At 59.0% G+C, this 20,220-nt stretch carries 19 protein-coding genes; 10 read left to right on the forward strand and 9 right to left on the reverse strand.

The window, feature by feature from the left end:
* The first annotated feature begins 141 nt into the window (after nucleotides 1-141).
* Both B9P63_RS12605 and B9P63_RS12610 read left to right on the forward strand, forming a co-directional pair.
* The gene (locus B9P63_RS12605) at nucleotides 142-879 is read left to right on the forward strand and encodes a response regulator transcription factor (protein WP_085309347.1); all 738 of its coding nucleotides are present in this window, start codon (nucleotides 142-144) and stop codon (nucleotides 877-879) included.
* Nucleotides 879-2,327, forward strand: coding sequence for a sensor histidine kinase (locus tag B9P63_RS12610; protein WP_085309349.1), 1,449 nt, complete (start codon nucleotides 879-881; stop codon nucleotides 2,325-2,327). Before B9P63_RS12605 ends, B9P63_RS12610 begins: the two co-directional genes overlap by 1 nt.
* On the opposite strand, the gene B9P63_RS12615 is transcribed toward B9P63_RS12610, so the two are convergent.
* From B9P63_RS12615 to B9P63_RS12655, 9 genes are all read right to left on the reverse strand, one after another.
* The gene (locus B9P63_RS12615; RefSeq protein WP_245830666.1) at nucleotides 2,324-3,334 is read right to left on the reverse strand and encodes a GlxA family transcriptional regulator; all 1,011 of its coding nucleotides are present in this window, start codon (nucleotides 3,332-3,334) and stop codon (nucleotides 2,324-2,326) included. The genes B9P63_RS12610 and B9P63_RS12615 overlap by 4 nt on opposite strands.
* Entirely contained in the window at nucleotides 3,322-4,008 is a 687-nt protein-coding gene (locus B9P63_RS12620; protein WP_085309351.1) for a D-lyxose/D-mannose family sugar isomerase, read from the reverse strand. The genes B9P63_RS12615 and B9P63_RS12620 overlap by 13 nt, the downstream gene beginning before the upstream one ends.
* A gap of 18 nt (nucleotides 4,009-4,026) precedes the next feature.
* Entirely contained in the window at nucleotides 4,027-5,562 is a 1,536-nt protein-coding gene (locus B9P63_RS12625) for an indolepyruvate oxidoreductase subunit beta family protein (protein WP_085309353.1), read from the reverse strand.
* Nucleotides 5,559-7,709 carry a thiamine pyrophosphate-dependent enzyme gene (locus B9P63_RS12630; protein WP_085309355.1) on the reverse strand — a complete coding sequence of 717 codons (2,151 nt, stop codon included), beginning with the start codon at nucleotides 7,707-7,709 and terminating at the stop codon, nucleotides 5,559-5,561. Before B9P63_RS12630 ends, B9P63_RS12625 begins: the two co-directional genes overlap by 4 nt.
* A gap of 9 nt (nucleotides 7,710-7,718) precedes the next feature.
* Nucleotides 7,719-8,180, reverse strand: a complete 462-nt coding sequence (locus tag B9P63_RS12635) for a MarR family winged helix-turn-helix transcriptional regulator (protein WP_085309357.1) — start codon at nucleotides 8,178-8,180, stop codon at nucleotides 7,719-7,721.
* Between the two features lie 54 nt (nucleotides 8,181-8,234).
* Nucleotides 8,235-9,548, reverse strand: a complete 1,314-nt coding sequence (locus tag B9P63_RS12640; protein ID WP_085309359.1) for a TRAP transporter large permease — start codon at nucleotides 9,546-9,548, stop codon at nucleotides 8,235-8,237.
* Nucleotides 9,541-10,047: a TRAP transporter small permease gene (locus B9P63_RS12645; RefSeq protein ID WP_085309361.1), complete on the reverse strand. Its 507-nt coding sequence runs from the start codon at nucleotides 10,045-10,047 to the stop codon at nucleotides 9,541-9,543. Before B9P63_RS12645 ends, B9P63_RS12640 begins: the two co-directional genes overlap by 8 nt.
* An 85-nt stretch (nucleotides 10,048-10,132) precedes the next feature.
* Nucleotides 10,133-11,152 (reverse strand): TRAP transporter substrate-binding protein, encoded by a 1,020-nt coding sequence (locus tag B9P63_RS12650; protein ID WP_085309363.1) that lies wholly within the window; start codon nucleotides 11,150-11,152, stop codon nucleotides 10,133-10,135.
* 130 nt (nucleotides 11,153-11,282) lie between these two features.
* The gene (locus B9P63_RS12655) at nucleotides 11,283-11,771 is read right to left on the reverse strand and encodes a MarR family winged helix-turn-helix transcriptional regulator (RefSeq protein ID WP_085309575.1); all 489 of its coding nucleotides are present in this window, start codon (nucleotides 11,769-11,771) and stop codon (nucleotides 11,283-11,285) included.
* Between the two features lie 152 nt (nucleotides 11,772-11,923).
* Between B9P63_RS12655 and B9P63_RS12660 the strand changes: the two genes are divergently transcribed.
* Genes B9P63_RS12660 through B9P63_RS12695 form a run of 8 tightly spaced genes read left to right on the forward strand, consistent with a single transcriptional unit; the run spans nucleotide 11,924 to nucleotide 20,185 of the window.
* Nucleotides 11,924-12,868: a PDR/VanB family oxidoreductase gene (locus tag B9P63_RS12660; protein ID WP_085309365.1), complete on the forward strand. Its 945-nt coding sequence runs from the start codon at nucleotides 11,924-11,926 to the stop codon at nucleotides 12,866-12,868.
* A 9-nt stretch (nucleotides 12,869-12,877) separates the two neighbouring features.
* Nucleotides 12,878-14,209 carry an aromatic ring-hydroxylating dioxygenase subunit alpha gene (locus B9P63_RS12665; RefSeq protein ID WP_085309367.1) on the forward strand — a complete coding sequence of 444 codons (1,332 nt, stop codon included), beginning with the start codon at nucleotides 12,878-12,880 and terminating at the stop codon, nucleotides 14,207-14,209.
* Nucleotides 14,206-14,679, forward strand: a complete 474-nt coding sequence (locus B9P63_RS12670) for an aromatic-ring-hydroxylating dioxygenase subunit beta (protein ID WP_085309369.1) — start codon at nucleotides 14,206-14,208, stop codon at nucleotides 14,677-14,679. Before B9P63_RS12665 ends, B9P63_RS12670 begins: the two co-directional genes overlap by 4 nt.
* On the forward strand, nucleotides 14,676-16,280 hold the full coding sequence (locus tag B9P63_RS12675; RefSeq protein ID WP_085309371.1) for an AMP-binding protein: 1,605 nt from the start codon (nucleotides 14,676-14,678) through the stop codon (nucleotides 16,278-16,280). Before B9P63_RS12670 ends, B9P63_RS12675 begins: the two co-directional genes overlap by 4 nt.
* Entirely contained in the window at nucleotides 16,277-17,446 is a 1,170-nt protein-coding gene (locus B9P63_RS12680) for a thiolase family protein (RefSeq protein WP_085309373.1), read from the forward strand. The genes B9P63_RS12675 and B9P63_RS12680 overlap by 4 nt, the downstream gene beginning before the upstream one ends.
* A complete protein-coding gene (locus tag B9P63_RS12685; RefSeq protein WP_085309576.1) occupies nucleotides 17,443-18,693 on the forward strand; it encodes an SDR family NAD(P)-dependent oxidoreductase in 1,251 nt (416 codons plus the stop codon). Before B9P63_RS12680 ends, B9P63_RS12685 begins: the two co-directional genes overlap by 4 nt.
* On the forward strand, nucleotides 18,690-19,463 hold the full coding sequence (locus B9P63_RS12690) for a cyclase family protein (protein ID WP_085309375.1): 774 nt from the start codon (nucleotides 18,690-18,692) through the stop codon (nucleotides 19,461-19,463). The genes B9P63_RS12685 and B9P63_RS12690 overlap by 4 nt, the downstream gene beginning before the upstream one ends.
* Nucleotides 19,460-20,185, forward strand: coding sequence for an SDR family NAD(P)-dependent oxidoreductase (locus B9P63_RS12695; RefSeq protein WP_085309377.1), 726 nt, complete (start codon nucleotides 19,460-19,462; stop codon nucleotides 20,183-20,185). Before B9P63_RS12690 ends, B9P63_RS12695 begins: the two co-directional genes overlap by 4 nt.
* Nucleotides 20,186-20,220: the final 35 nt, after the last annotated feature.

Here is a 20,220-nt window from a genome sequence, read left to right on the forward strand (position 1 = left end):
TCGCGCGCTGCATGCAGAAATCTGGACTGCCCGTTACACGTTGTTACAATGCACTCGATTTTGTTGCATGTTGTTACATAACTTGGCGCGGACACGCGTGGCTTCGCGTTGCCGTGATGCGAAAATCGGGGAGATTCTTTGGTGGCGATTCCAAGAATACTGGTCGTGGATGACGATCCGGACGTGCGCGAGATGATGACGCAGTTCTTGCGCCGCAACGGGGCTGCTGCGTTGCCTGCGTCTAGTGAAGCGGAGGTGCGCAAACAGCTTGGCGGCGGGCGCGTTGACTTGATCTTGCTCGATGTGATGCTCGGCGATGAGAACGGTCTCGACATATGCCGTCGTTTGCGCAACGCGCATGATGTGCCGATCATTATGGTTTCGGCGCTCTCTGCGGACCACCAGCGGATGACCGGCTATGAGGTTGGCGCGGATGACTATATCGCCAAGCCGTTCAATCCCGACCTGCTTCTTGCGAGGATCAAGGCGGTGCTGTCACGCGCGCGCCGCTCGTCTTCGCTGGTGCATCGGCGCAAGACGCAAACATTTCGCTTTGAGGGCTGGAGCTATGACGCCAAACGCGACGAAGTCATGTCCCCAGCGCAGGTTCAGGTGACGCTCTCAAGGCGCGAAACGGCCCTGCTGCAAACTTTTCTGGCCAATCCACATATTCCGCTGACACGCGAAGAAATAGCCGCTTCTCTGGATGCCACAGGCGTCGCGGCGCAGGGCGGGGATGCCGTCGGGCGCGCTGTTGACGTGTTGGTCGGGCGTTTGCGCTCCAAGATCGAAACCCACCCCAAAGAGCCTCAAATCCTGAAAACCGAGCGCGGGGTAGGATATGTATTCGCGGCCGACGTGCATGTCGATGATATCTGATGCGCCACTTGCACAGCCTGCGCACGCTCACTCTCGCTTTGATACTCTTCGCATTTTGTAGCGGTGCGCTCAGCGTTTTCCTGTGGATGCAGTCCAACTCGGCTTGGCGCGATCATCAAAGCAAGGCCTATACCGCCGGTCTGACGTTTTACTATGCTTTGCAACGCGGCAACGCATTTTCAGACGAGCTGCGCACAGTGCCGCTGTCACCGGATGATCGCGCTGCGGCGAGTGCGGGCGAATTTCAACAACTGAGCAACGCGCCCAGAGCCGCGCGCATCACGCTTGTACCGATCACGGCGGATGTCGATAGGGGGCGCGCCGAAGCCGCTTTGACTTTGGCCATTATATCGCCTGATCTACTTTACCGGATTGCGGACCTTTCGCTGAGTGAAAAGCAAAGTGCGGCGGAAACCACAGGCGAAGTCTTTCGCCTGCTAAGCTCGCTCTGTAGCGATCCGATGGTCATCGCCAAAGTCGGGCAAAACCCATGGGTGCAGGTCTACGGCGCGCCGATCTGGGGCTGCGATATGGCCCCTGCGGACCGCCGTCTTCTTGCGGCACTGCTAGTCGTGCTCGCTTTTGCGGTGTCGATAACCGTGTCGCTGAACCTGTCGTCGGACTTTACCACCTTCGCCGATCAACTGCGCAAACGGCGCCGGATCGGCGGTCCTGCGCGTTATGATATCCAAGGACCCCAAGAGCTACAGGATATCGTCGCAGCCGTGAACGAACACCTCATGGCCGAGCGTGCCCAGCTCGAAGGGCGCGCTGCCGTGCTCTCCGGTGTCAGCCATGACCTTGGCACACCGGCCACGCGCCTGCGTTTGCGCACAGCCCTGATCGAGGATCAGGACCTGCGCCGCAAGCTTGAAGCGGATATCGACAGCATGACAGGGATGATCGAGAGCGTGCTGACCTATACGCGTGCTGAAATGAACGCAGAGGACCCGCGACGGCTTTCGTTAAATGCGCTGATCGAGGCGGTTGTGGCCAACTACGAGGATATGGGCCGCGCCGTCAGCTATCGCCAACCTGAGGATGTGATCGTGCAAGGCGGGCGCTCGGTTTTCATGTCGCGCCAAGGTCAAACCGTTGTCACGCAGGAACGCGTGATCACCATTATCGGGCGCCCCATATCGCTTGAACGGGCGATGACGAACCTGATCGACAACGCTTTGAAATATGGACGGCGCGCGACGGTCTCGCTGCAAACCAACGCAGATACCGCAACGATTATCGTCGAAGACGAAGGCTCCGACAGCTCGGCCGAGGACATTGCCGCGCTGATGGCGCCCTTTCGGCGCGGCAACAACACAGCCACGATCGAGGGCTATGGTCTGGGTCTGACAATCGTGGCAACGATCGCCAAACTTCATGGCGGGTCATTGACCTTTGAGGACACATCCTCTGGCCTGTCCGCACGCTTGATGATCGAACGGGGTTAGGGCTTATAGGACAGGACTTGCCCCTGGCCTCGCGCCCGTAGGCGTGTCGCGGTCATACCGTATTCGCGTTTGATCGCTTCAGAGAGTGAACCGGATGTGCCAAAGCCATTTGCAATTGCGATCTCCACTATGGGCATCTGGGTTTCTTCGATCATCGCGCGGGCGCGATTTGTGCGCAGGCGCTTATAGAATTTTGCGGGAGTTTCGTTAAAAACTTCTTTGAACACGCGTTCCAAGTGCCGCGTCGAAAGCCCGATCTCACGCGCGAGTTCTGCGATTTGCAGGGGTGCATCCAATGTATCTTGCATTTCTGTGATCGCGGCGCGCACCCTTGAATCGTGCAGCGCCGGATTATGCGTCAGATCAAAGGGCTGCTCTGCATGACTTTTTCGCACAAGCGCGAGCAAGAGGCGGTTGCCCAGCTCGGTCACATTGTTCGGCCCGAGATCGTCTGCGATCATGCCGATCACCAGCTCTTCCGTAGCGCCGCTGCCGCCTGCGGTGACAATGCCGCGATTGATTTCCGAAAGCCGGTTGCTCAGATTTGCGTGAAGCGGGTCCTCGGCCAAGGCAAGTGCATCGCGCCAATGGGTTGTGACGGGGCCGTCATGCGCCTTGGTGTTGCGGATATAGGCCGTCGCCGCATCCGAGAGCAGTGCGACAGGGCGGCCGATACGCTGCATCTGGCGCAGGCGCGCCAGCCAGCTTGCCGAAGTGCCGCTCTTGCCCCCAACGACCAGCATCGCATCGGACAGATCATGATTGTCCAGCGCCGGTTCCGCACGCAGGATCATACCGCATTCGCCGCTTAAAAGGCCGGGCGTGTGCGAAATGTAGCGCCATGAAAAAAGCGTTTGCGCTAGAACCGCGTTGGCCTCTTTCAATGTGCGTGCGATGGCTGCAACCTCGTATTCGCTAAAGCCTTTTCCGACGTATATCTCGAAGCGGCGCAATTCTTGCGGTGGGCGGCGCATAGGTGTGCCGCTCGCGCGTGTCACGCCAGCCATGCCGGATAATCGCTCGCCAGCAAGTGCAGTGGCGCTTCGTCCTCTTCTATCGCCGCGAAGCGTCCAATCGGTTCGCGAAAGATGTTATCGCTTTCGTCGTCATTGACGCTGGACACTTCACCTATCAGGACATCGCCGCCCTCGCCCCAGAAGGCGTGCCAATCGCCGGGTCTGAGCGTCACGCTTTGCCCCGGTGCCAGGCGCAGCTTTTCACCTGCTTCGAAGCGGCGCTCGATCCCGTCACACCAAACCACGCCGCCGCGATCTTGTGCGAAACCGCCTGCATCATCCGAGCCGAACAACTCTACGATCAACGTCGCGCCGCCGCGATTGATGATATCTTCGGCCTTGAGCACATGGGTGTGCATGGGGCTGAGTTGATCTTGCCGCGAGATCAGCAGTTTTTCCGCATAGCACATGCCGCCGCCGCGCTTCAGATCGCTGAGGTGGCCATTGCGCAGGGTGAACAGGAACAGGCCCAATTCGTCAAAACGTCCCTCGCCGTAATCGGTGATATCCCAGCCACAGCGCGTTGTGATAATGTGTTGAGCACCCGCCACTCGCGCCTTAAACTGCTCCGGCGTCCAATAGGCAAAGGGCGGCAGCGTGAAGCCAAAGGCGCGGATCATTTCGTCTGCGCTGCGCATGATGTCGTTGACGCGGGATCGTTTCATGGGGATGGCCTTTTTGTTTTAGGCAAAGGATTTCACGGTTTCGAGGGCACCGTCCAGCGCTTTGCCTTCGGGATCTTGCAAAGCCGCTTCGCGCAGTCGGTGCATCCACTCTGCCGCATCCTCGCGCCCTTGCAAAAGCTGCGCTGCGCCCATCAGCCTGTCGAACTTGCCAAGGCCGCGCGTGTGCGTGTCCGAATAGCCCTTGATCACGCGGCGGTTCTTCAGCAGCTCGACGCTGAGCGCATAGTCGCTTTCCAGCGGTGCGAGCGCTTGCGAAAGCCATTCCTCCAGATGCGCCACTTCCAGGGCATGTCGGTAGGTTTTCAAGCGGTAGGATTTGAGCCCGCCCAGAACATGCAGCATCGCGAAGGCGGGCAAAGTGTCGGTGCGCAGTCGCCGCCCCTTGCCGAACCAGCGCTCAAGGCGGGCCATGGATCGTGGGTTGCGTTGCATCCGCGCGCCCATCTTGGCGGGAAGCATGCCTGCGACTTCCTCTGCGCGCGGATGGAAATACTCGGTCAACTGCATAACGTTTTCATCCCGAGTGCCCATTTCACTGCGAATCCGCTGCATTCGCGGCGCGCGGGTTTTCAGATCCGCAACGCGAATGATATCGTCGTAACACATTGCATTGGCAATATATTTCGCCGCCGTTTGCGAAAGTCGCCAGTCGTTCGCCGCGCTGTCGCGCGCAATGATCTGATCGAGGCGGTCGAGGTAGAGCGCGCCATAGGCGCAATCCTGAAAATCCACTGTTTTGGCGAGGCCTGCCAACGCCATAGGTTGCACGGTCTCCGGCACTTGGGCCGCGCGGGCCTCAAGCGCGCTCCACGCTCGCATCTGCGCCGCTGGTCCGATAATCACTTGCGCCGCCTCAGACTGCTTGCTCGCCATCGGCTCTGCGCCGCGCTGGGCCGCGTCATAGCCTGCCGCGAAAGCCTTCAGAGAGGCCTCGACCCCCTTGCCAGAGGCGCGGATCGCCTCCTCGTAGGCTGCGCGCGCAAAGGGCAAGGCACCTGATCCCGCCAGCGCCCCGAAGAGCGAGGAAGAAATGACAGAGCCTTGATCGCTCGCCAGCCTGTCCATATCCGCAAGGATCAGGTTTTGCGCTGCCACTTCCGCCGCTGCGCGCACCTCGGCGGCGTCGGCCATGCCATTGCCGGGCATGGTTTTCTCGCTGACGGCAAGCGCGCGGTGGGTGGAGCCGATCAGCGTTGTGCGGTCCGGCGTCACAAACCCACGCAGGATCGCGCGGCCCACTTCCATCATTTCAGAGGCGATCAGAACATCTACATCGCCGCCGGACGGGGCAAGGGCAAAGACAGGTTGCGCGCCTGTTTCGGGCGTCATTTCAATGTAGTAGATCGTTGATCCCGTGCGCTGGGCGACCCCGGCGACGGAGGTGGCTTGGCATACATAGCCCTGGGTGCGCGCAAGGGATTCAATCCATGACGTAAGCACTCCTCCGCCCTGTCCACCAACGGCCATGACCGCGATTTTCACGATGGCTGCAGTCTGCGTATCTGCGCCGCGATCCGACAAAAGCGCGTTCATGTTGCGCTTCCGCTCAGGCGCAATCGCTTGGCATCACGGCGGGTTTGTAGCCAGCAGATCAGCCGAGCGCGCAGCCCTGCGCGCCACGTCTCGAATGGACTTGGATTATGCACCACATCCGCCTGATAAAACGACGGACAAAGCACCGCCGTATCAGCCACCTCGCCGCAATTTCCGCAGCCCACACAGCTTTGATCAATATGCGCCACGGGATCATCGCGCAGCGGATCATCCAGCGTTTTCAGGGACAAAGATGGGCAGCCAGACAGCCGCATACAGGCATGATCGCCCGTGCACACATCCGCATCTACGCCGAAACGCGGCACGTCCACGCGGCGACCCTCTTTGATCGCCTTGGCACGCAAAGGTTTTTCGCGGCGTTGTTTGTTCAGCATACACTCAGAACTCGCGATGATCACCTTGGGCCCGTCGTAGTCCGTCGTCAGCGCCTCGTGCAAAACCTCACGCATTTTGCCAACGTCATAGGTGTTATCAATCTGGCGCACCCATTTCACGCCGACCCCTTCGAGGGCCTTGGAAATCGGATTGCCTGTCGCCTTGCTACCATTTTCAGCACGTGAGGACATCACATCCTGACCGCCCGTTGCGGCAGAATAGTAATTGTCCACGATCACGGCAACAGAGTCCGATTTGTTGAACACCATATTGCCAATGCTGCTGCTCAGCCCATTGTGCCAGAATCCGCCATCACCGAGCATCGAGATTGCACGCTTCTCGCCGCCCCCGTCAAAGGCCGCGTTCGCCGCAGGGCCTAGTCCATAGCCCATGGTCGCGCCGCCAATTTCGAACGGCGGCAGCGAGCCGAACAAGTGGCACCCGATATCGCCAGTGATCTGGTGCTTGCCCAGTTCTTCCTGTGTCAGTTTCATAGCTGCGAAAATCGGACGCTCGGGGCAGCCTGTGCAAAAACCCGGCGGGCGGATCGGGACGGTTTTGCTTAGATCAGGGATCGCGGGCGCGTCCATGTTCGGCGCGCGCACATGCGCCGGCAACATGTCCGGTGCGGCCTGTTTCAAAAACGCCGTGACCCCGTCGAGCATGACAGCGCCTGTGTATTCGCCGGCCATGGGCAGCACGTCCTTGCCGTGCAATTTGACGCTGCGGCCTGCTTTATAGAGGAAGCTGCCAAGCTGTTGTTCGATGTGATCGGGCTGGCCTTCTTCTACGACCATTACATGATCTTTGCCGTCGCAGAACGTATCAAATTCGCTTTGCACAATGGGATAGGTGACGTTCAGCACATATAAAGGAATGTCCGAGTTACCATGAATATCAGCCAGCCCAAGGCGCTGAAGCGCGCGGATCACGCCGTTATACATGCCCCCTTGCAGCACTATGCCAAGCGGGGCGTCACGCGGGCCGAAGTGTTCGTTCAGCTTGTTTTCAACGATGAACCGTTCCGCATCCGGCCAGCGATTGTTGATCTTGTCCTGCTCGTGCACATAGCTCCACGGCGGCAGAACCACGCGTTTGAAATCGCTCTGCGGATTGGCGAGCGCGTCCCTAACGGTTAGCGGTGGACGCTGGTTATCGCGGGTCTCAAAGCTGCCCGTCACATGGCAGGCGCGAATGCGCACCATCAGCATCACAGGGGTGTTGCTCGCCTCGGACAGCTCGAACCCGTCCTTCACCGCCTTGGTGATCGAGGGCAGGTTGGGGCGGGGATCGAGCAGCCAGAACTGCGATTTCATCGCAAACCCGTGGCTGCGTTCTTGCATGATCGACGAGCCTTCGCCGTAATCCTCGCCGACGATAATCAGCGCGCCGCCGGTCACGCCTGACGAGCTCAGGTTGGCAATCGCATCGGAGGCGACATTGACCCCGACAGGTCCTTTGAACGTCACAGCGCCGCGAATGGGGTAGTGCACCGACGCGGCAAGCATTGCCGCTGCCGCCGCCTCTGACGCGTTGGCCTCAAAACGCACGCCAAGTTCGCCCATTAAATCCTCTGCATCGGCCAGAACATCCATAAGATGCGAAATCGGCGCGCCCTGATAGCCGCCGACATAGCCAACGCCGTTTTCCAGCAGCGCCTTGGTGATCGCCAGAATGCCCTCGCCCGTGAAGGTCTCGCCGTCGCCCTTGCGTAGATGCTCGACCTCGGCCTTGAATGATCTCTCTGCCATGACGGCCCCCTAAAAATCGTGCTTGCGAATGTTGCGCAGCATCTTTTGCAAAGTCACAGTCAACGCCTCGCGCTCGGCCTTCGATATACCTGTGAACATCGCCTCGCTCGCCTGCATCATGTGGGGCCAGAGGCGCGCATGGGCGTCGTGTCCCGCCTGCGTCAGCTTTACGCGAAAGGCGCGGCCATCACTTTTATCGGGCGCGCGTTGCACCAGCCCGTCTTGCTCTAATCCGTCAAGCGCGCGGCTGAGGGTGGATTGCTCGATTACTGCATAGACCGCCAATTCACGGATCAGCAAATCGTCTTGCACGCTCAGAACCGCCAGCGCGCGCAGTTTGGGTGTGCTCAGGCCAAGCGCGCTGATTTCCGTGCTGAGCGCTGAGTTGTAGCGCCCCATGATGCGGTTCATCAGGTAGGGCACATAGTTTTCTAAGCCAAGCGCGCTCAGGTTTTCCGGATCAGATGTCATAAATCCGATGTAACGCAACTTACATGCGTTTGCAATTAAATCTGTGTGACGGCACTACATTTGTGAGGGCAGATATAGCACTAGCATCGGGAACATCAGCAGCAAGATCAGGCGCACGATATCCATCAGCCAGAAGGGTGTTACACCGCGGAAAATCGTTCCCGTTGATACATCGCCCACCACCCCTTTCAAGATAAAGACATTCAATCCCACAGGCGGGGTGATCAGGCTGATTTCCACGACGACCACCACGACGATACCGAACCAGACCGGATCAAAGCCAAGGCTTGTCACCAGCGGGAAAAAGATCGGAACAGTGAGCAAAAGCATCGACATGCTCTCGAAAATGCAGCCCAAAAGCAGGTAGATCAGGATGATCATGCCCATCACGACCCATGGCCCCAACTCCAGCGCGGTGACGAGTGCCAGCAATCCTTCGGGCAGGCCTGCAAGGTTGACGAAGTTCGAGAAAATCCAAGCGCCGATGAGGACTGCAAACAAGGATGCCGTGGTCAGTGTGGTTTCCTCCAGAACTTCACGCATCGCGCTCCAGTTGATGCCGCCGCGCGCGAGCGCGATCAGGAAGGCACCCGCTGCGCCCATGCCCGCCGCTTCGGTCGGGGAAAAGGCGAGGTGGAGCGGCCAGAAATCCAGGGCACCGTAAAGGCCGCCGATGACAAGGCCGAACAGCAGCAAAACCGCCCAGACATGGCTCAGCGCGCTTGCGCGCTCGCGCCAGTTTGTACGCGGACCCGCAGGGCCGGATTCGGGGTTGCGCGCGACTGTGATGCGCACCGCGACGAGGTAGAGAAGGATGCCCAAGATACCGGGAATGATGCCCGCCACGAAAAGCTGGCCGATGGAGGTTTCCGTCAGCAATCCGTAAATCACCAGAATGACCGAGGGCGGGATCAGAATGCCCAGGGTTCCGCCCGCTGCGATCGAGGCGGTGGAAAGGCTGTCGGAATAGCCATATTTGCGCATCTCCGGCATCGCGACTTTTGACATGGTCGCCGCCGTGGCAAGGGACGATCCGCAGATTGCCGCAAAGCCGCCGCAGGCGACGATCGTCGCCATCGCGAGGCCGCCGCGAAAATGTCCGAGGAAGGCGTTGGAGACATTGTATAGCTCGCGGCTGATCCCGCCTTTGTTGACGAACAGGCCCATCAGAATGAACAGCGGGATCACCGAGAGGCCGTAATCCTGCGAGGTGTCGATCAGCAGGCGGCCCACCATGGAAATCGCAGCGCGATAGCTGGTTTCATAGGCAAGCCCGATCATCCCCACGAGGCCCATCGCGAAAGCGATCGGAATGCGCAGCAGGACGAGTATAAAGACGGCGGCAAAGCCGATTGCGGATTCAACCATGATGAGGCCTCAACGTGTCTGGTGCGAAAATATGAAGCAAGCCGCGCCCCAACAGTGCGAACGCAGTGACATAGGTCATCGCTGCGATGAAATAGGCCACGTAAAAGGTCGGGATTTCGAGGTATTCGGTGACGTCGCCGTAGCCGCGCGCGCGCTCTGCCAGATCGACGATACGCCCTGCGGGCCACCACAGCATCGCGCCGCAGCCAAGGGCGACCACCGCGTCGCGCGCGCGTTCCAGCCCCCAGCGTTGAAACGGGCCGTCCAGCAGATCGACCGCGATATGACCGTTGCGCGCCGATAGAACGGGCAGGGCGGCGAAGACCACCAGCGCGATGCCCATGCGGATCAATTCGGTCGCAGCCTCGATCGGCGCGTTGAAGATCGAGCGCATCAGCACGTCGGCAAAAGTCAGGCTCATCAACGCGAAAAGCGCGATGGAGGCGACGATCATCGGCACATGCGAGAGCGCCTTGAGAAAGCGGAATGCGGGCTGCATGGGGCGGCGTCCTTGCAAGGGGTGGATGTAGAAGCGGGCGCGCCTTTATTAAAGGGGCGCGCCCGCGTTGGTCATAGCGCTGCGCTTACATCGATGCGGCGGCCATTTCCTTGACCATCATCTCGTAGGCTGCTTGGCCGTCGACGCCCGCTTCGGTGATTTCCGCGATGATCTTGGCGCGTACCTTATCCGCGATCGCAGCGAAGGCGGCCTGATCTTCTGCGCTGGCTTCAACAATAGTGTTGTCCGCCGTTTCCATCGTCAACTTGCGCGCGGCATCGTCGCTTTCATCCCAGACCGCGCCCATCATGCGCGATGCTGCTTCGCCAAAGACGGACTCGTCCAGCGCAGCCTGCACGTCGGCAGGCAGGCTGTCGAACTTCTCCTGGCTCATGATCACCGAGAAAGAGCCGCGATAAAGACCGCCGGGCATTTCATAGACGTTCTTGGCCACCTCGTTGAGCCTGAAGCCGATCCGCTCGCCAAGGTTCATCGCGACTGCGTCCGCCGCGCCGCTGTCCAGCGTTTCGTAGACTTTGGGCGCTGGGACCTGAATGCCCACAAGGCCAAGCTCTGCGCCCACATCGGCGGAAACGCCGCCGCCGAGGCGCGTCTTGAGACCGTTCAGATCAGCCAGCGTCGTCACGGCCTTGTTCGAGTGGATTTGCCCCGGGCCGTGCGTCGTAAGGGCGATAACTTTGACGCCGCGATGCTCGTTCAGATCCTTCAGCATCGCGTCATGCACACGCCAATGCGCGACGGAGGCCGCTTCGGCGTTGCCTGTATAGCCGGGAATTTCCACCAGCTTCGTGCCGACGAAGCGACCCGGCGTGTAGCCATGGAACAAGATTGCGATGTCCGCTGCGCCGTCCAGAACAAGGTCCATTTGCGCGGGCGGAGAAGCAAGGCCGCTCTTGAGCTCGGTGGTGATCTTGCCGCCGCTCGCCTCTGCCATCATTTCGCTGAGCTGCGCGAACATGCCCGTGTTCACGGGATGTGTCGGCGGCAGCCAAGTGGAAATGGTGATGTTATCGGCGGCAAATGCGCTTGTGGCGGTGGTGATCGCTAGCGCTGCGCTGCTTAGAATTTTGGTGAATTTACTCATCTGATCGTTCTCCCATTGATCAAGTTACGGTGGCCTGGCGGTGTGTTTCACCGCTCGAAATAAATATATGTATTTTCATGCAAGCATATTTTTTGGCGTTTGCAAACTGTTTTCTAGACCGCTTGGTCGGTTAATTGTCGCCCCCTTTCTGTTGTGCCAGCGTTTCCAGTAATCTGTGCAGGGCCTGCTTCAATGCAGTGCCGCCATCCTCGCCCAGTTGCGCCAGAAGTGCCTGCTCATGCGCGCGCGCTTCGGGAATCACCGATGTAATCAAGCTGCGTCCGGCATCGCTCAGGTAGATGCGCACGCGCCGCCCGTCGGATGGATCGTTTGCGCGCTGCACAAGGCCGCGCTCCTCCATTTGCACGATGATGCGGGTGAGGCGTGATTGCTCGACCAGAGCGATCTGCGCCAAATGCGTGATCATTGCGCCGTCCTGATCGTTCAGGCAGGCCAGCACGCGCCATTCGGGTACCCGAAGGCCTGCCTTTCGCACATGGGCATGAAACTGCGCGCTGGCAGCGTCGCTGGCCGCCGCGAGCAGATAGAGCAGGTAGTCATCGACAAAACCAGTCTTGCGCGGCTGGTCCGTTTGATCTGTGGTGTTGAAGTGTTTCAAATGCTGCGCCTTGCATTGTTCAAAGCCATTACAAGACCACCACACGGCGCGCCGCGTTTAGAGTCAATGCCCGAGCGCAGTGCACATTGGATAAAAATACCTTGACCGATATTATATGAAAATTCATATTGTTTACCAGTGGAGGAGCCAGCATGCAAAAGATTACAGGCAAGGTTTTGGAGGTTACGGCGCTCAGTGATCGCATCACCGCGTTCGGGATTGGCGCTGTGGACGGCGCAGCCTTGCCGGATTTCGAGGCTGGCGCGCATGTGCAATTTGATCTGCCCGAGGGCGGTACGCGCTCTTATTCGCTGATCAGTTTCGATGCGCAAAACCGTGCGCCTGCACTCTATCGTATCGCCGTGCAGCGCGAGGACGGGGGCGCAGGCGGCTCGCGCTTCATGCACGGGCTCTTGGTGGGCGACACGCTCAGTTTCAGCGCTCCGAAAAATGATTTTCCTGTGGACATTTCGCAGCCGGCGGTGCTGCTCGCGGGGGGGATCGGGATCACGCCGATGATCTCCATGGCCAGCGCACTAAGCGCCGCTGATCAGCAAGTCTCGATGATTTTCGCAGGCCGAAGCGAGCACGACATGGCCTATACGCGCGACTTGCAAGCGCTGCTGGGTGCGCAGATGCGTTTGCACTTTGATGATCGCGATGGCGCTCTGGATCTGGACGCGGTCATCGCCTCGCTTGATGCGGCCCAGCTCTATGTGTGCGGTCCGCGCGGGATGATAGATGGCGTGCGCGCCAAGGCCGAGGCGGCGGGCATCGCCCCCGGGCGTGTCCATTTCGAACTGTTCGAGGCGGTCGCCGCAGAGGCGGGCGATACGGCCTTCGACGTGCAGATCAACGATGGCCGCGTGTTCACCATTCCGGCGGGTAAAACCATCATTGATGTTCTGGAAGAAAACGACGTGGATGTGATGTATGATTGCCAACGTGGCGATTGCGGCATTTGCCAATGTGATGTTCTTGAGGGGGTGCCCGATCACCGCGACGTCGTTCTGAGCGAGGCGGAGCGCGCCTCAGGCGAGGTCATGCAAATCTGTGTCAGCCGTGCGAAATCCGCGCGTTTGATCTTGGATATTTAGGGGGACGACATGGGTATCTACACTGGCAATCCGAACGCTGCCGCCAATCTGGTACAGCCCCATCAGGTCCACCGCGATGTTTATATCGATCAAGAGGTCTATGCGCTGGAAATGCGCCATGTCTTTACCAACGCCTGGGTCTTTGTCGGCCACGAAAGCCAGACCCCCGCAAAAGGCGATTACTTCGCCACGCAGATCGGCGATCAACCGGTCATTCAAGTGCGCCACAAGGCGGATGAAATCCATGTGCTCTACAATCGCTGCCCTCATAAGGGCACCAAGATTGTCATTGATCGCCAAGGCAATACGGGTAAGTTTTTCCGCTGCCCTTATCACGCATGGTCGTTCAAAACCGATGGCTGCCTGCTCGCGATTCCGCTGAAAAAGGGTTATGAGGGCACTGGGCTTGAAAAGACCGATAGCGGCAAAGGCATGAAGGCCGTCGGCGCGGTCAAGAACTACCGTGGCTTCATCTTCGCGCGCCTTGCCGAAGCGGGGATCAGCTTCGAGGAGTTCTTTGGCGATAGCCTTTCCTCGCTCGACAACATGGTCGATCGCTCGCCCGAGGGTCGGCTCGAAGTAGTCGGCTCGCCCCTGCGCTATCTGCATCACTGCAACTGGAAAATGCTGGTGGAGAACCAGACGGACACCTGTCACCCTATGGTCGCCCACGAGTCCAGCGCGGGGACGGCGGTCAAACTCTATGAGGAATTGGACCTGCCAGAGGGCGCGCCAAAACCTGCTGCGATGGAAATTATCGCGCCTTTCATGAGCCCTTACGAGTTTTTCGAGGGCATGGGCATCCGCACATGGCCCAACGGGCATGGGCACACGGGCGTAAACCACTCGATCCACTCGGATTATTCCGCCATTGCGGGCTACTTCGAGGCAATGAGCGCGGCCTATGGCGAAGAAAAGGCCAAAGAAATTCTAGGCGAAAACCGCCACAACACGGTCTATTTCCCCAATATCATGATCAAAGGCCCGATCCAGCAATTGCGCAATTTTATCCCGCTCGCTGCCGATAAAACCATCGTAGAAAGCTACATCTACCGCCTTGTGGGCGCGCCGGACGAGCTAACCGCGCGTACGGCGATGTATAACCGCATGATCAACGCGCCGACCTCTATCGTTGGCCATGATGATCTGGAAATGTACGAGCGCGCGCAGGAAGGTTTGCACGCGAATGGCATGGAATGGGTCAATATCCAGCGCCTACTGGAGGAGGACGAGGATTTCTCGCAAGAGGCGGTTCTGAATGGCACGACAGAGCGACAAATGCGCAACCAGTTCGATGCGTGGCGCAAGTTCATGACCTATGGGGGGAGGGCAAGGACATGAGTGTCTCCAAGGAGCAAATTATCGACTTTATCTACGATGAAGCACGCATGCTCGATGAGGGGCGCTATAGCGAATGGCTCGCGCTCTGGCTGCCAGATGGGCACTATTGGATGCCGCTGGAATACAAGCAAACCGACCCGATCAATCAGACCTCCTTGCTCTATGAAGATATGTTTATGCTCAAGTTGCGGGTCGAGCGCCTGAACGGTGCGCGCACGTTTTCGCAAAAGCCCAAAAGCCGCTGCCACCACGTGATCCAGCGCCCCTTCGTGGATGAAATGAACGGCGATACCTTTGTGACCAACACCTCCATGCACTACGTCGAAACGCGGCTGGACGAGCAACAATTGCTCGCCTTGACCGCGCGGCACGACCTTGCCTTGGTGGACGGCGCGCTGCGCATCGCGAACAAGCGCGTTGATCTGCTGAACAGCGATGCCGCGTTTCGCAACATCCAGCTTTTGCCATGATCACGGCGGACACCGTTTACGGCGCGTTCTGCGATAGTGCAGCGCAGTGGCCAGATCGCCCATTCCTGAACGTGATGCCTGAAACAGCGCAGATTTATGATATCGAGGCAGGTGAGATCAGCTACGCTAGGGCACTGGTGCAGGTTGGCTCCTACGTGGCGCAACTCAAATCGGCAGGCTATCGCAAAGGCCAGCGCGTCATGCTGCTGCTAGAGAACCGTCCCGACTATTTCCTCTGGTTTCTCGCGTGCAATGCGATTGGAGTTTCAGTCGTTCCGATCAATCCCGATCTGCGCGCAGCAGAACTGTCCTACATGATCAACCATGCGGAACCCGTGCTTGCGATCTGCATTGCACATCGCAGCAAAGAGCTGCGCAAGGCCGCCAAAAGTGCGGGTGTGGACATGGCCGTCATGGAGCCTCACGGCTCTCTTCCTCACGCCCAAACCGACATGTGCATCGCGGCGCGTGGTGGCGATCCAGAGGCGGCGCTTCTCTACACATCGGGCACCACAGGCCAGCCCAAAGGCTGCATCCTGACGAATGAATATTTCATCGAGGCAGGCCGCTGGTACAGCGCCGCAACGGGTATTTGCGCGATCACCACGGATCATGAACGGATGATCACCCCGCTCCCGATCTTCCACATGAACGCCATGGCGTTTTCCTTCATGGCGATGGTTGCCGTGGGTGGCTGCCTCACAGCGCTGGACCGCTTCCATCCGAGCACATGGTGGGACAGCGTCAGACGATCCAAGTCGACCTGCCTGCACTACCTAGGCGTGATGCCCTCCATGCTGATGGGGGCAGAGCCGAGTGCGCAAGATATAAACCATACGATACGGTTTGGTTTTGGTGCAGGCATTGACCCCAAGCTCCATGCCGCCTTCGAGCAGCGTTTCGGCTTTCCGCTTTCCGAGGGCTGGGCCATGACCGAAACAGGCGCAGGCGGCACGATCTGCGCCAACCGCGAGCCGCGTGTGATTGGCAAAAGCTCAATTGGTAGCCCTGATGAAAAAGTGCAGGCGCGCCTTGTGGATGACGCGGGCAAGGACAGTGATCACGGCGAGCTACTGGTGCGTGCCGCAGGTGCGGATCCGCGCAAAGGTTTCTTCGCGGGATACTTCAAAAATCAGGCTGCAACAGATGAAGCGTGGCAAGGCGGCTGGTTCCACACAGGTGATATCGTGCGCCGCGAAGCGGATGGCACCATGTATTTTGTGGATCGCAAAAAGAACGTGATCCGCCGCTCGGGCGAGAATATCGCAGCGGTCGAGGTCGAGAGTGCGTTGGCCAAGCATCCATCAATCAAAAGTGTCGCGGTCGCTGCTGTCCCTGATGGAATTCGCGGCGATGAAGTCTTTGCCTGTATCGTGCCAAAAGGCGCTGGAACCTCTGAAATGGCTATAGAAATTACGCAGTGGTGCTTGCGCCAGCTCGCTTACTACAAAGCACCGGGCTATATCGCATTCGTCGAAGAATTGCCCGTCACAGCCACGCAAAAACTGCAACGTGCGACGCTGAAAACACTTGCGAATACTTTGCTAGGCGATCCCGCAACCATTGATTTGCGCCATCTCAAGAAGCGGATAAAAGCATGAATCGCCAATCCTACGAGGGGGTCGTTCTGACTGCGCCAGTCTCGGTTCCCTACGTTCGCTACACGAATGAGACTGCCCATTGGTGGATCGCCAAAGCCTTGCGTGAAGCGCTCGGCAAGGTTCAGATGACGCCCCGAGAAATTGACGGTCTGTCCGTCTCCAGTTTCACCCTCGCGCCCGACACGCCTGTTGGCCTCACCCAGCATCTTGGCATTTCGCCGCGTTGGCTCGACACGGTTCCCATGGGCGGGGCCTGCGGCGTGATCGCCATGCGCCGCGCTGCACGTGCGATCCAAGCGGGCGATGTGGACGCCGTCGCTTGTGTGTCCGGCGACACCAACCGCATCGACAGCTTTCGCAACTTGTTGAGCGCCTTTTCGCGTTTCGCAATGGACGCGACATTCCCCTATGGTTTCGGGGGGCCCAACGCCAGTTTCGCACTTTTGCAAGACGCCTATATGGCCGAATTCGGCGCTACGCGGATGGACTTTGGGCGCATCGCCGTGGCGCAGCGTGCCAATGCCCTGCGCAACCCGCAAGCTGTTATGAAAAAGCCCCTAAGTCTTGATCAATACATGGATGCGCGGATGATTTCCGATCCCATCGGTCTGTTCGATTGCGTTATGCCCTGCGCCGGCGCTGAGGCTTTTGTGATGATGCGAGAGGCAGCGGCGATTGCCAAAGGCCTGCCCTTTGCGCGCATTGCCAGCACGATCGAGCGCACCAATGCGTTTCCCGATGATCCGATCCAGCTGCGCGGCGGCTGGGCGGTGGATATCGACGATCTTTGGTCAATGGCCGGTCATGGCCCAGAAGCGATTGATCTGCTGCAAACCTATGACGACTATCCTGTAATCTGCATGATGCAATTCGAGGACCTCGGCTTTTGTGCCAAAGGCGAGGGAGCGGAATTTGTGCAAAAACATGACCTGACCATCGGGGGGGATTTCCCCCATAACACGTCGGGCGGGCAGCTCTCGGTCGGGCAAGCGGGCGCGGCGGGTGGTTATCTTGGCCTTGTCGAGGCGATCCGTCAAGTGACGGGCACAGCGAGTGTAACGCAGGTTGACGCGGCGCGCCGCGCGTTGGTGTCGGGCTTCGGGGTGATCAATTATGATCGCGGGTTATGTTCGTCCGCCGCGATCATCACGGGGGCAAGCGCATGACAAACGCACTGCCGTTCCCGCCAAAGAAAGACCCGCAAAAGCGCACGCTCGTACCGACCTTGCCACCCATGGCGCGTTCACGTGCATCGCTGGGGTTGGGCGTTATGGCCGCGCAAGGGCGCTTTGGCTTGCAGATCTGCGCTGCGTGCGCTGCCGTGCAATATCCACCGCGCGATGCCTGCCACAAATGCCTAAGCGATGATTTGCCCTGGCAAGACGTTGACCCGAGCGGCACAATTCTAGCGGAAACAACCATTCGTGTCTCGCCCGAGCCATATTTTCGTGAACGCATGCCATGGCGCATGGGATCGGTAAGGCTGGATGCAGGACCTACGCTGAATTGCCATTTGCACGGCGAAGTGGGTCGCGGCGATAGCGTTAAAATGGCGCTGAAACTGGATAAGGCAGGGCAGGGCGTGTTGATCGCGCTGCCGCTTAAAGGAAGCGAACACATGCAAGACGATCCAACGCTGCGCGCCATGTCCTGTGATCCCAAGCGACGACGTATCCTGATCAGTAATGCGCGCGCGCCGATGGCTTTGGCGCTAACGCATGCGCTGTTGAACGCGGGGGCGAGCCATGTGTTTCTGGGCGAACCCGAAGCATGGCTTAGCTGGCCAGAGCGCAAAGCGTTTGAGGGAATGGAAAACGTGTCTATCCTGCCGCTTGATGTGACGGACACATCTTCTATCGCCAAGCTAAGCGCAGAAATTGGTGGTAAGGTCGATATTCTGATCAACACCGCCACCTATACACGCCCCGGTGGAATTGTGGATAATGACACAAGTTTCGCGCGCGAAACATTTGAGGTGAACACGCTGGGGTTGATGCGCCTTGCGCAAGGCTTTGGCCCAGGCATGGCCGCCCGTGTGCAAGACGGCATCAATTCTGCGGTCGCGTTCGTGAATATCCTCTCGGTGCAAGCGCTCATGCCAGACCCGAGCTACGGCGCGTTTGGTGCTTCGCAAGCGGCTGCGCGCTCGATCTCGCAAACTATGCGGGCTGAGTTTCGTGGATCTGGCCTTAGGGTTATGAACCTCTACATCGGCCCGATCGAAGACGATCCGTGGTTCCAACCGCTGCCACCGCCTAAAGTGACACCAAACGCCATCGCGCGCGCTTGTGTGCAAGGTCTGGTCGACGGGCTTGAAGAGGTCACATGCGGCGACATAGCACGCGACGTCTATGCGCGTTGGCAAACGGATGCGCTGCTTTTGGAGCGGGAAATCACGGGGGGAGGATCATGAGCGATGCAATTGTAAGTATGGCAGAGGCACTGGCAAGCGGGCAGGCGAAGATCGTCGATCTGACCCACACGCTCGATCCTGATTTTCCGGTGATTATTCTGCCGCCAGAGTTTGGCCAATGCGCACGCTTTCGCATGGAAGAGGTAAGCGCATATGATCATCGCGGCCCTGCGTGGAAGTGGCATAATATCACGCTGAATGAACACACAGGCACGCATTTCGATGCGCCAAGCCATTGGGTGTCGGGCAAGGATGTCCCGAATGGCGCGGTGGACGAAATCGACCCGCGCGTGTTCGTTGGACCTGTCGTGGTGATTGATTGCTCGGACGGCGCCGCGCGCGATGCTGACTTTGAATTGACGCCCGAGATCATCGAGGATTGGGAAGCCGAGCACGGGGCAATTCCTGCGGATGCTTGGGTTTTGATGCGCACGGATTGGTCGAAGAAAAGCGGTGCGGCATATTTGAATATGGCCGAAGATGGACCCCATTCGCCCGGTCCAACGCCTGCGGCAATCGAGTTGCTGCTCAAGCGTGATATTCGCGGATTTGGCACGGAAACCGTAGGCACGGACGCAGGGCAAGGCGCGCATTATGTGCCGCCCTATCCTGCGCATTACCTGCTGCACGGGGCGGGCAAATTCGGGCTGCAATGCTTGCGCAACTTGGATCAACTGCCTGCAACAGGCGCTTTGCTGATCGCGCCGCCGCTCAAGATTAAAGGCGGCACAGGCAGTCCTTTGCGTGTGCTGGCATTGGTGACCGCATGAGCACGCATACAGCGATCATCACGGGCGGCAGCAAAGGTATTGGCGCGGACCTTGGGCGGCGCTTGATTGAAAAGGGTTACACCGTGGTGTCCCTGTCGCGCGGTGCGCCAGAGTGGTCAGACGCCAAATTGGTGCATGTGGAAGTGGACCTGCTGGATGCAGGCGCAACCGAGCAAGCAGCGGCAGAGATTGTAGCGCAGCATGAGGTCTCGCACCTGATCCACAATGCTGGAATGATCTGGCCGAATTTGGTGGAGGACGCCAAGCCGAGCGATCTGGCGGGGCTGACGCAACTGCATCTTGGTTGCGCGCTTACTCTGCTTCAGGCTTGCTTGCCAAATATGAAGCAAAAGCAATTTGGCCGTGTCCTGTTCAACGGCTCGCGCGCGGCGCTTGGCGTGCCCACGCGCACGGCCTATTCGGCGACAAAAGCGGGCATCATCGGCATGGCGCGCACTTGGGCGCTGGAACTGGCGCAGCATGGAATCACGGTAAACGTGGTCGCGCCGGGGCCAGTGCAAACGGATAACTTCTGGGGTATCATCGAGAAGGGGAGCGCGCGCGAGGAGGAACTCGCCAAGCGCATTCCCGTGGGCCGCCTTGGCACGGTGCGCGATATTTCCAACGCATTTCTCTATTTTTGCGATCCCGAGAACGGGTTCGTGACGGGCCAGACACTATATGTGTGCGGCGGCGGTAGCGTTGGTACATTGGCTCTTTAGGCCAAACAATGTTTGCGCTAAAACCTGCGGCAATC

Source organism: Planktotalea arctica (assembly GCF_002105285.1).
Taxonomy (GTDB): Bacteria; Pseudomonadota; Alphaproteobacteria; order Rhodobacterales; family Rhodobacteraceae; genus Planktotalea; species Planktotalea arctica.